We start from the raw sequence: 11,456 nt of genomic DNA on the forward strand, positions 1-11,456 counted from the left end.
ATTACATATTTTTTGATTTGGATAGACGCAGTTAACATCTAATGCGATGTACGCGATTTTAAAGAGATATAATCTTTGACTATTTTTTCATCATTAGCAAGACTTGTAAAGTGCTCTTCGCGCTGCATTAAATCATTTAGACAAGATGGCCATGGTGCATTAATACCACAAGCGCCTTGGATAGCATCAGGAAATTTAGCAGGGTGAGCAGTAGCAAGGACGATCATTGGAATAGGTGATTGCTTCTTTTCTCGGGCTACTTTCAGTGCAACTGCTGTGTGTGGGTCAACCAGATAACCACTTTCTTTATAAACACTATTAATTGTTTGTGTTGTTTCAGTTACACTACTTTTCCCAGCAGAAAACAAAGTGCAAATATTTTTAAGTTGCTTTTTATCAAGGTTAAACCAGCCTGATTGGTTCAAATTTTCCATTGCATTGCAAATCCATATTGAATCACGATTGCAACTTTCAAATAATAAGCGTTCAAAGTTGGAAGAGACTTGAATGTCCATCGAAGGAGATGTGGTATGTATTGTAGGACGTATTTCGTAAGTACCACTGGTTAATGCACGATGAAGAATATCGTTATCATTTGTTGCTATAACCAATTGAGTAATAGGTAGCCCCATACGAGCAGCAACATAACCTGCAAAAATATCACCAAAGTTTCCAGTGGGAACGGTAAATGAAACAGATCTATCGGGTGCCCCAAGGGAAAGTGCAGATGAGAAATAATAAACAATTTGCGCCATGATACGCGCCCAGTTTATAGAGTTGATTCCTGAGAGCGCTATTTTTTGACGAAAATTATGATCATTAAACATTGCTTTAACGAGTGCTTGGCAGTCATCAAAATTGCCTTGAATAGCTATAGCATGAACATTAGCACTGTGATTAGTGGTTATTTGCCGTTGCTGAACTGATGATATGTGCCCTTTAGGAAATAAAATAAAAATATCTGAGTTCTCTCTCCCAGTGAAGGCTTGGATTGCAGCACCGCCTGTATCACCTGATGTGGCACCAATAATTGTTGCACGTTTATTTTTTTTAGTCAGGATGTAATCCATTAGTCTAGCAAGAAATTGCATTGCGATATCTTTAAATGCCAAAGTAGGACCGTGGAAAAGTTCAAGGATAAATTCATTGGGACCGGTTTGCTGCAATGGACAGATTGCTGGATGACGAAAAACAGTATAAGATTCAGTAATTATATTTTCAAAAGTTGTGCGCTCAATCTCATTGTCTATAAAAGGCCAAAGAATGATTTTAGCAATTGTAGCATAAGATTGTCCACGTAGCGCTCGTAATGCATCAGGTGAAAATTGAGGGAATTTTTCTGGAAGATAAAGACCACCATCACTAGCTAGACCCGTCATAATTGTGTCAGTAAAGTTTAAAGTAGGAGCTTTGCCTCTTGTACTGATATATTTCATAAGTCTTCGCTTTCATTTATTTTGGGCAAATAAGAAATTTTTATATTTTACTTTTTAATAATATTTAAATTATCAAGTGAATGAAAGTGCGGTTGCTCATTTTTGTGCAAAACGAGAAAAATTGCGCTAAAAATTTCAGATGTTAATATAAAATCAGGTTCTAATATAAAATATTGAATATTAAAGAATATGCTAGTTTATAAACAAAGTATCTATTTGTGCTTTTTATTAACGGTGATTTATGTAACCTTATCTCGTTCTTTAAAACTGAAGAAAAAATCACGATAATTCTTCCCGAAGATATCTTTATATTATAAATCTTGCCATATTGCCATTGCTTCTAAAACTTCGGGTAAATGTGTATGTTTAGTAATCACTGTTTCAGCTCCAGCATCTGTGAGAGCATTGGAGTGGCTAAGATAACTGTGCGATCCTCCCGTAAAGCCAACAACGCGCATTCCCGCTGCTTTTGCTGCATGTACGCCATGAATAGAATCTTCTATAACAATAACATTTTGTGGTTGTACACATAATTTTTGTGCAGCGAAAAGAAAAATATCGGGTGCAGGTTTTGGTTTTTGAGTTCCAACTTCGAGTGCAGAAAATATTTTGTTTTCAAAAAGATCATAAAGATTAACGGCAATGAGCATCTGTTTTATATCTGCGCTCATTGCATTAGAGCAAATACAATAGGGGTATCGAAGTTTAATAGTTTCTATTGCTTTTCTTATACCGTCAATGGCACGTAATTTAGTTGTTATTTGTGCACGAAAAAGGTTTGACATTTGATCTATAAGGCGAGCGGAAATTGGCTTTTTTGTTTCCTGTTCGACTTTTTGAAGAATATCACGAAAAATAAGCCCTGCGTAGCGTTTACTTAATTCTTCAGGTGATATTCCAAATCCTGCTTCTGTCAATAATTGCGCACCAATTTCCGCTGCTAGATATTCAGAATCTACCAAAACTCCATCACAATCAAAAATAATAAGGTCGATTTGAGGCATAAGATATTCCTTATTTATGGCTTAAAAGTTTGCAATAAAACGATATAAAGGGATCCTTTTTTATAAAAGTATATTTTGAAAGGCACGCCCTATTAACTTAATAAGGTAAGAAATGTCTAAACTATGCACTGAAGAAAAGGAAAATAAAAGTTAATAGATATGAAATTATTTTACCCGATTTTAAAGAAAAAAGGCAATTAGTTTTAAAATAGTTTAACGATCCTTTTACTCTATTTTGTAAATATAAGGCATAATGTCAAATCCGTAAATCATTTTGGCTATAGGATAGTCTCAGCTCGTATTGTTGAATATTTTATGACAGTTGTTCGGTTTCAAAAAGATCTGGTTTGTACGTCTTTACAGACACAGTGGTGCAATAAAATCCTCAAGGGTGATTGTGTTGCAATGCTGGAAAAGCTTCCTAAGCATTCGGTTGATATGATTTTTGCAGATCCACCTTATAATTTGCAGTTAGAAAATACATTATATCGTCCAGATCATTCACGTGTTGATGCGGTTAATGATGCATGGGATCAATTTGAAAATTTTGCTGCTTATGATGCTTTTACACGTGCATGGTTATTGGCTTGCCGTCGCGTATTAAAACCCAATGGAACACTTTGGGTTATAGGATCTTATCATAATATTTTCCGGGTTGGTACGGCATTACAGGATTTAGGTTTTTGGTTACTCAATGATATCATTTGGCGCAAAAATAATCCTATGCCTAATTTTCGTGGGCGTCGCTTTCAAAATGCCCATGAGACTCTTATTTGGGCTGCGCGTGATCAAAAAGATAAGAAATATACATTTAATTATAAGGCATTAAAGGCTGCCAATGAAGATGTACAAATGCGTTCAGATTGGCTTTTTCCTCTTTGTACAGGCAGTGAGCGTTTAAAAGATGAAATAGGGCGTAAATTACATCCAACACAAAAGCCGCAAACATTATTAGCACGTATTATTATGGCTTCTAGCAAGCCAGGTGATATTATTCTTGATCCGTTTTTTGGTTCGGGAACGACAGGAGCTGTTGCCAAACTTTTAGGGCGTAATTTTGTGGGTATTGAGCGCGAGCAGAGCTACATTGATGCAGCGCATGAAAGAATTGCTATGATTAAGCCTCTAGCTGAGTCGGAATTAACAGTTTTAGCAAATAAAAAAGCAGAACCGCGTGTAGCATTTACTAATTTACTTGAGGCAGGTTTGTTAGATCCTGGAATGATTCTTTATGACCGGAAAAAACGAGTATCTGCTATTGTAAAAGCTGACGGTACTATTATGTATGGCGGTGAAGCTGGTTCTATTCATATGATGGGAAGAAAAGCTCAAGCTTCACAAAGTTGTAATGGTTGGACATTTTGGTATTATGAAGAAGATGGTCAGTTGAAATCAATTGATAATTTAAGAATGATAATCCGTTCACAAATGTTAAAAACTGGCATTATGTGAGCAATAAATCACATTTATTTGCCTTTCAAATCTCAATAAATTAGCACTAAATTAAATACTAAAGCTTTTACGCAAGCAAAGCTATTTTAGTTTAAAAGAGTTGGGGATTGCTACAGAAATGGCTTTTTTCATAACGGTAGGAAGCGCCTCTTTGGAAAGATTATGGATGTCACACCACCAGCCGTTTTTGAGTTTCGTTTCGCTAATATTGTCAGCACAATAGACATCAAGTTTCAGAGAAAAATGAGTAAAAATATGTGTAACTTGTCCTTTAAATTGCCAATTGGCTTGGAAAGGTGCATTTTGGAGCTCATTTTTACTGTTTGTTCCAATATGATTGGGTATTTGGGTCATTCCATTGAGTAGTCTGTTACTCTGTTGTTTTTCTAAGTAAATTTGCTTATTTTTATTGAGTACTACAAAAGCAACGCCAGTTTTAAAGGGTCGTGCTTTTTTAGGGGCTTTAACTGGAAATGCTTCTGTTGTATGCATTTTCTTTGCTTTGCATAGATTTTGAAGAGGGCAGAGTAAACAAGATGGTTTACGTGGTGTACAAATTGTTGCACCTAAATCCATCATGGCTTGTGCAAAGTCACCAGGACGATTTAAATCAGTAATTTTTTGAGTTTTTTCTTTTATTTCAGATTTTGCTTTAGGTAATACTGAAGTAATAGCAAATAAACGGGTTATAATGCGTTCAACGTTACCATCAACAACAGCCACGGGGTGTTCAAAAGCAATTGCAGCAATAGCTGCTGCAGTATAATCTCCGATACCGGGTAAAGTACGTAATATTTTTACAGATTGAGGGAATTCACCTTTATAGTTTTCAACAAGTTGATGAGCACAATTTTTAAGGTTGCGTGCACGCGAATAATAGCCAAGGCCAGCCCACGCTTTCATAATATCATCTTGTGATGCTTGTGATAGAGAAGAAAGATTAGGCCAAAACTTTAGAAATTTTTTAAAATAAGGTTTAACTGTTTCAACGGTTGTTTGTTGAAGCATGATTTCAGATAGCCAAACTTTATAAGGATCAGGACGAATACCTTCCATTTGTTCTTTGGGGGTAATACGCCATGGCAAATGCCGATGATTTTGATCGTACCAGAAAAGAAGGCGCGAAGAAATTTCATGCATCATTGTCTTCAATCATAGGAAGATATAAAATACAAAGAAAAAATTGTTATAATTTAGTAATAATCTGATATGAAATGAGCAAGACGCCCCAAAAGCCCCATTTTTATTCTCTTTCTAAAACAGTGTCCAGTATGCTTGATCCGATTTTACGCAGGCGGACGGGGCTTAATATGGCGCTTATAGAACACTGGTCGCAAATTGTAGGTTATGATATTGCTGAATCCACAATACCACTCAAAATTATTTGGAAACGTCGTGCAAATCAAGATGAAATTTTTAAACCTGCAACACTTGTCATAGCATGTGAAGGATTTACTGCATTAAAATTGATCCATGAAACAGAGGAATTAATTCAGCGAATTAATGTTTTTTTTGGGTATGTCGCTATTGACTGTATTAAGATAGAACAAAAGAAAGTCTCAACTCTTATTGAGCAGTTAAGAGAAGAGCCAATTGCGAATGAAAAGGATAAACAGCACGTGAAGAAAATGCTTCAATGTGTTGAAGATGAAAACCTCCGTCAATCGCTTTATGAGCTTGGATGTTGCATTTTTGCAGAAAAAAATAATAAATAAATCAAAACATTTTTGTATATTTTTACTATTATCTTTAATATATAAAAACACTGAATTTCTACATATCTAATAATAACAGAAAAGTTTTTTTATGCTAAACTATCGTTCTTCTTTATTTTGCATGGTTATTTTAATCTCGGCTATAACTGCACAGATTAATGCGACTGCAGCTTTAGCTAGTAAAGTTAAACCAGTTGCAACTGTTGATATGGTTAAGCTTCTTCAGGAGGGTAAGGATAGAGTTGAAGGTGATATTAATGCACCAGTGACTATTGTTGAATATGCTTCAGTTACCTGTGGTCATTGTGCTGACTTTTATAATAATGTGCTACCCAAAATTCGGAAAAAATATATAAAAACGGGTAAAGTAAAGCTTATTTTCCGGGAATTTGCTTTTGATCCTCGGGCAACAGCAGGCTTTATGTTGGCGCGTTGTGCACCAGAAGATCGCTATTTTCCTTTGATAGAAGTTTTATTTCAAAAACAGAGTGAGTGGGTTTGGGTAGAGGATTCTTTAACGCCATTGAAGAAGATTAGCTCACTAGCTGGTTTTACAGATGAGAGCTTTGAAGCTTGTCTAAAAAATCAGTCTATTTTAGATGAAGTGAATGCATCTTTTGAGCATGGGAAAGAATTTGGTGTTACAGCAACACCTACCTTTTTCATTAATGGTAATAAGTATGAAGGTTTGATGTCAGAGAAAGATTTTTTCTCAATTATTGATAGTTTTCTTTGAACACACCATTCTACTAAGAAAATAAGCAATTGATAATTATGGCGGTTCTCCTTCTTTCTACAAAGGGTTACTTTCGTGCGTTTATGAAACAACGTTTTATTTGGTTAAGCTAATTTGGGATAGGATGATTCATTTGGATAGTTAGCTTAAGTCAAATGATACTTTAATGTTGATAATGGGAGAACTTGTACAGTGATAAAATGGGTTTATAGTTTTGGTGATGGTAACGCAGAGGGAAGCACAAATGAGCGTAATCTCCTTGGCGGCAAAGGAGCTAATTTAGCAGAAATGAGCAAGCTTGGCTTACCTGTTCCTCCCGGATTCACTATTACGACAGAAGTTTGTAACTTTTATTATACGCATAACAAGGCATATCCAGAGGAATTGCAAGGAGCTGTCAAGCAGGCACTCAAACGCATTGGTGAACAAACAGGCCGCGAATTTGGTAGTAAAAGCACACCACTGTTACTTTCTGTTCGTTCTGGGGCTCGGACTTCTATGCCAGGAATGATGGATACAATTCTTAATCTTGGTATGAATGATGAGACAGTGAAAGCAATCGCTTTGCAGACTAGTAATGAACGCTTTGCTTATGACAGTTATCGCCGTTTTATCCAAATGTATTCCAATGTTGTTTTAGGTTTGGATCATTCGTGCTTTGAAGAGATTCTTGATGAGGTAAAAGTATCCAACGGTTATGATGTCGATACAAAAATGACAGCCACTGATTGGAAAAATGTTATTATTTCTTACAAAGCATATGTTGAAGAAAAGTTAGGTGAGCCTTTTCCGCAAGATCCTGAAGAGCAACTGTGGGGTGCAATTGGTGCAGTTTTTTCAAGTTGGATGACTACTCGCGCAATCACTTATCGTCGTTTGCACAATATTCCTGAAAATTGGGGAACGGCAGTTAATGTGCAAGCTATGGTCTTTGGTAATATGGGAGAAGATTCTGCAACAGGTGTTGCGTTTACACGCAATCCATCGACAGGGGAAAAAGAACTTTACGGTGAATTTTTAGTCAATGCGCAGGGTGAGGATGTTGTGGCAGGCATTCGTACTCCACAAAATATCACTGAGGTTGCACGGATTGCTGCTGGTTCAAGTAAGCCGTCGTTAGAAAAAATTATGCCAGAAGCTTTTTTAAAGTTTTGTCAAATTGCCCAAAAACTTGAAAAGCATTACCGTGATATGCAAGATCTTGAATTTACAATTGAAAAGGGTAAATTATGGATTTTACAAACCCGCTCAGGAAAGCGAACGGCACATGCAGCCTTAAAAATGGCAGTACAAATGGTTAAGGAGGGGTTAATCAGTCGTGAAGAGGCGGTGATGCGAATTGAGCCAAAATCGCTTGATCAACTTTTACATCCGACTCTTGATCCCAAGGCGGCCCGTTTTGTTGTAGCACGTGGTTTACCTGCTTCTCCGGGTGCAGCAACTGGTGAGATTGTTTTTACTTCAGAAGAGGCAGAAGCAGCATCAAAAGAAGGCCGCAAGGTTATTTTGGTGCGCGTAGAGACAAGCCCAGAAGACATTCATGGTATGCACGCTGCAGAAGGAATTTTAACAACACGCGGTGGCATGACAAGTCACGCTGCTGTTGTAGCACGTGGTATGGGAAAGCCCTGTATTTCTGGTGCAGGTAGTGTACGAATTGATTATAGCACAAACACAATGATTATTTCAGGAGAGACTTTTCAAAAAGGAGATGTCATTACAATTGATGGTGCAAGTGGAGAGATTCTTAAAGGGAAGGTTGCAATGTTGCAGCCTGAGCTTTGTGGAGACTTTGCTCAATTAATGGAATGGGCTGATAAAATACGGCGTATGAAAATTCGCGTCAATGCAGAAACACCATCTGATGCACGTATGGGGCGTTCTTTTGGAGCTGAAGGTATTGGTCTTTGTCGTACCGAGCATATGTTTTTTGCTGGTGAACGTATTGTTGCTATGCGTGAAATGATTTTAAGCAATGATCAAGATGGACGCCGTAAAGCATTGGATAAGCTTTTGCCAATGCAACGGTCAGATTTTACAGAATTGTTTGAAATTATGTCTGGTTTGCCTGTCACTATCCGTTTTTTGGATCCTCCTTTACATGAGTTTTTACCAAAAACGGACGCAGAAATTCTTGATGTTGCAATGGCTATGGGAATTCCTGCTGAAATTATTTCCGAACGGGCACAGCAACTACATGAATTTAACCCTATGCTTGGGTTACGGGGATGTCGTTTGATCATTACTTACCCTGAAATCGCTAAAATGCAGGCACGAGCAATTTTTGAAGCAGCGGCAGATGCTGCTCAAAAGTCTGGATCTCCTGTTATGCTTGAAATTATGATACCGCTTGTTGCACTTAAATCTGAATTGGATTTTGTGAAAACCTGTATTGACGATGTAGCTAGTACAGTAATGAGAGAAAAGGGAAGGGAAATTCAGTATATAGTTGGAACTATGATTGAACTACCAAGAGCTGCTCTTCGTGCAGGTGAGATTGCTGAAACTGCAGAGTTTTTTTCGTTTGGAACAAACGATTTGACACAAACTACTTTTGGTATTTCACGTGATGATGCAGCTCCTTTCTTAGCAACTTATTCTCAAAAAAGAATTTTGGAACAAGATCCTTTCGTGTCAATTGACCGTGATGGAGTAGGGGAACTTATCGCTATTGCTGCACAGCGTGGGCGTTCTCAGCGTACAAAAATTAAATTAGGTATTTGTGGTGAACATGGAGGAGATCCTGATTCTATCGCTTTGTGTGAGGAAAATAACTTAGATTATGTTTCGTGTTCACCTTTTCGGGTACCAATTGCACGTTTAGCTGCAGCACAAGCAGCAATTGCCCAAAAGGTATAAAAATCTAAAGATATTATTCTTTACTTTGATGGCTTTGGTATATTGGGATAATATTTTAATACGTTGCTAAAGGTAGAAAAAAATTTTCTTAAGGTGCCTTGTTTGAGTTATGTATATGGAAGATAGTATTACTTTTGATGTATTTTATGAGAAAGCTTAAGGTACAATAGCACGTTATCATGTTATGCATACATACCGTATCTTATAATGCGTAAATTAGAATATAGAATTTTTATTGAATGTTGATAGTGATGTTTCTTTACCTGTAAAATAATAGGTGAATATATTAAAGAAACAAAAACACATTGATTACTACTTCTGTAAATTTACTAATAACTACCGAAAATGAATGTTGTGTAGAGTTATTTATGATCTTATAAATAAGTATTTATTTGTGTTATGTGATTGGAATTTCTCTGTAGAATATGAAATTGGAAGAGAATTTTTTGTAAAAACGTTTTACAATTTATGACTATATAGCACTCATGGTGGAATAGAAGCTCTAAGAGGGTAATATTTATTAGTTACTATTACTTCATTAATACCACTCATTTAGTTTTTGTTTGTTTTGCTCCCCCCATCCACGATGGATCCAACTAATACACAAAGTTCCAATTTTTTATACCATATGTTTTAGAGATTTTTATCATTGAAGTTTTCTGAGTGTATTTCAATATCTTAGAAGGGGGATGATTTATGAAAAGCAATTATTTATAGTTAGGAGTAAAGTGTATTGTTACATGTGAGAAGTTTGTTTTAGTGATAGCACGTGATCTTTTATTAAATTTTCTAAACCTAGCTGTGATAATATTTATCTATAAGAGAATAACTAAAATAAAAAAGTACTGTTTTTTACACGAAAAGTTTATATAATTACTGTATCGCTGAGTATTGTTTAGTTACCGTTATTCAATAATTTTAGCATTTTTCAAGAAGATATTTGGATTAAGTTTACTCTGTGAAATGGTAATATTTATGATAAAAAGCTATAACAGCTTATAATGTGAACTAAAATTATTTGATCAAGAGAATAAACGTATAGATTTTTTTGATATAGTTCTTTTAATATTTGTGGTGTATTGATTTGTGTTATTGTAATGATTAGAAAGCTTTTATAAGAAGAAAAATGAAAGCTTTAGCTTTCAGATATTGCGTACAATTACAAGAATCGGTATAAGGCGCGAGCATAGTGTAATAGTTTTCTTTTTTTTGGGGTATAGCCAAGCGGTAAGGCACCGGTTTTTGGTACCGGCACTCCCTGGTTCGAATCCAGGTACCCCAGCCAAATATCAATAAAATCAATGGGTTATGTAAAGGTAAGGGATTTTTGATTCCATTGATTCTATTAAGTTTTTTATGTGTTATCCCGCACCTTTTTGAAGTTTTTTATCATTTATTCTTGTTCATTTTTTCTCAATATGGAATCAGATTTGCCAACATGATAGTTGACTTTTATTATTAGTAGTCGTATAGTTATAGTATACGATAAGGAATGGTAATGGCAATTGTGAGCTTCAAGCATAAAGGCTTAAAATTATTTTACACAACGGGCTCCACAAAAGCTATTCAAGCAGCTCACACAAAAAAGTTACGTATTATTTTAACGGCTTTAACAAGTGCTACGTGCCCTGAAATGCTGAAAGCACCTGCTTTTAAAATGCACTCTCTTAAAGGTGAATTTGCGGGCTACTATTCCATATGGGTTAACGGCAATTGGCGCATTACCTTTCGTTTTATCGGAACAGATGTTGAACTTGTTGATTATCAAGATTACCATTGATGAAAGGAAGTAAAACAATGATGCATAATCCTGCACATCCAGGTGAAGTTCTAAAAGTAGCTTTTTTGGAAGAAATGGAGATAACAATACAAAAATTAGCCGACCATCTCCATGTGACAAGAGCTTCTCTATCAAGAGTTATTAATGGACATGTTTCTATGAGCACCGAGCTTGCAGTTAAATTAGAATTAGCGGGTTTTAGTAAAGCGAAGTTTTGGTTAGATATGCAAACAAACTATAATTTATGGCAAGCAATGCAACGGGCACAACCATCTATTCGTCCTCTGGTTTCTGATACTACTCAAATGTCGCTTTGATTTCATCACTGATTTTGATAGCTTTTAGTTTGTTTTTAAGACTAGGGTTCATAACACTAACTTTTTTGAAGCTTTTTAATTGCTTCTATAGCGAGTCGTTTTCTATCAGCAGTTTTTGTGTAGAGAGATGCCATGTCATCTTCGGTCCATCCAAAAA

The 11,456-nt window shown here is 36.0% G+C and carries 9 protein-coding genes, 1 tRNA gene and 1 pseudogene; 7 read left to right on the forward strand and 4 right to left on the reverse strand.

Annotated elements, in window-relative coordinates; translation table 11 throughout:
• Positions 1–38: 38 nt before the first annotated feature.
• Entirely contained in the window at positions 39–1,436 is a 1,398-nt protein-coding gene (thrC, locus tag ME3_RS06120) for a threonine synthase (RefSeq protein ID WP_007478029.1), read from the reverse strand.
• A 311-nt stretch (positions 1,437–1,747) separates the two neighbouring features.
• Positions 1,748–2,440 carry an HAD family hydrolase gene (locus ME3_RS06125; RefSeq protein ID WP_007478030.1) on the reverse strand — a complete coding sequence of 231 codons (693 nt, stop codon included), beginning with the start codon at positions 2,438–2,440 and terminating at the stop codon, positions 1,748–1,750.
• A gap of 315 nt (positions 2,441–2,755) precedes the next feature.
• Between ME3_RS06125 and ME3_RS06130 the strand changes: the two genes are divergently transcribed.
• Positions 2,756–3,892 (forward strand): site-specific DNA-methyltransferase, encoded by a 1,137-nt coding sequence (locus ME3_RS06130; RefSeq protein ID WP_007478031.1) that lies wholly within the window; start codon positions 2,756–2,758, stop codon positions 3,890–3,892.
• 81 nt (positions 3,893–3,973) lie between these two features.
• Here the strand turns inward: ME3_RS06130 and mutY are convergent, their stop codons facing one another.
• The gene (gene mutY, locus ME3_RS06135) at positions 3,974–5,032 is read right to left on the reverse strand and encodes an A/G-specific adenine glycosylase (protein WP_007478032.1); all 1,059 of its coding nucleotides are present in this window, start codon (positions 5,030–5,032) and stop codon (positions 3,974–3,976) included.
• Between the two features lie 74 nt (positions 5,033–5,106).
• On the opposite strand from mutY, the gene ME3_RS06140 reads away from it, so the two are divergent.
• The 6 genes from ME3_RS06140 to ME3_RS06165 all read left to right on the forward strand — a co-directional run bounded on the left by ME3_RS06140 (position 5,107) and on the right by ME3_RS06165 (position 11,299).
• Positions 5,107–5,607, forward strand: coding sequence for a DUF721 domain-containing protein (locus tag ME3_RS06140; RefSeq protein WP_007478034.1), 501 nt, complete (start codon positions 5,107–5,109; stop codon positions 5,605–5,607).
• Positions 5,608–5,698: 91 nt separating this feature from the next.
• Entirely contained in the window at positions 5,699–6,343 is a 645-nt protein-coding gene (locus ME3_RS06145) for a DsbA family protein (RefSeq protein WP_007478036.1), read from the forward strand.
• Positions 6,344–6,535: 192 nt separating this feature from the next.
• The gene (ppdK, locus tag ME3_RS06150) at positions 6,536–9,202 is read left to right on the forward strand and encodes a pyruvate, phosphate dikinase (protein ID WP_007478037.1); all 2,667 of its coding nucleotides are present in this window, start codon (positions 6,536–6,538) and stop codon (positions 9,200–9,202) included.
• A 1,210-nt stretch (positions 9,203–10,412) separates the two neighbouring features.
• Positions 10,413–10,487, forward strand: a tRNA-Gln gene (locus ME3_RS06155).
• A 213-nt stretch (positions 10,488–10,700) separates the two neighbouring features.
• Positions 10,701–10,982 (forward strand): type II toxin-antitoxin system RelE/ParE family toxin, encoded by a 282-nt coding sequence (locus tag ME3_RS06160; RefSeq protein ID WP_007476916.1) that lies wholly within the window; start codon positions 10,701–10,703, stop codon positions 10,980–10,982.
• A 17-nt stretch (positions 10,983–10,999) separates the two neighbouring features.
• The gene (locus tag ME3_RS06165; protein ID WP_007476918.1) at positions 11,000–11,299 is read left to right on the forward strand and encodes a HigA family addiction module antitoxin; all 300 of its coding nucleotides are present in this window, start codon (positions 11,000–11,002) and stop codon (positions 11,297–11,299) included.
• A gap of 56 nt (positions 11,300–11,355) precedes the next feature.
• Here the strand turns inward: ME3_RS06165 and ME3_RS06980 are convergent.
• A pseudogene (locus tag ME3_RS06980) lies at positions 11,356–11,456 on the reverse strand (tyrosine-type recombinase/integrase); the annotation flags it as partial.

Source organism: Bartonella melophagi K-2C (genome assembly GCF_000278255.1).
Taxonomy (GTDB): domain Bacteria; phylum Pseudomonadota; class Alphaproteobacteria; order Rhizobiales; family Rhizobiaceae; genus Bartonella; species Bartonella melophagi.

Coding starts and splice junctions, on each gene's coding strand:
- mutY (WP_007478032.1), bottom strand. CDS start 5,032: ATGCATGAAATTTCTTCGCGCCTTCTTTTCTGGTACGATCAAAATCAT.
- ME3_RS06125 (WP_007478030.1), bottom strand. CDS start 2,440: ATGCCTCAAATCGACCTTATTATTTTTGATTGTGATGGAGTTTTGGTA.
- thrC (WP_007478029.1), bottom strand. CDS start 1,436: ATGAAATATATCAGTACAAGAGGCAAAGCTCCTACTTTAAACTTTACT.
- ME3_RS06165 (WP_007476918.1), top strand. CDS start 11,000: ATGATGCATAATCCTGCACATCCAGGTGAAGTTCTAAAAGTAGCTTTT.
- ME3_RS06140 (WP_007478034.1), top strand. CDS start 5,107: ATGAGCAAGACGCCCCAAAAGCCCCATTTTTATTCTCTTTCTAAAACA.
- ME3_RS06130 (WP_007478031.1), top strand. CDS start 2,756: ATGACAGTTGTTCGGTTTCAAAAAGATCTGGTTTGTACGTCTTTACAG.
- ME3_RS06160 (WP_007476916.1), top strand. CDS start 10,701: ATGGCAATTGTGAGCTTCAAGCATAAAGGCTTAAAATTATTTTACACA.
- ME3_RS06145 (WP_007478036.1), top strand. CDS start 5,699: ATGCTAAACTATCGTTCTTCTTTATTTTGCATGGTTATTTTAATCTCG.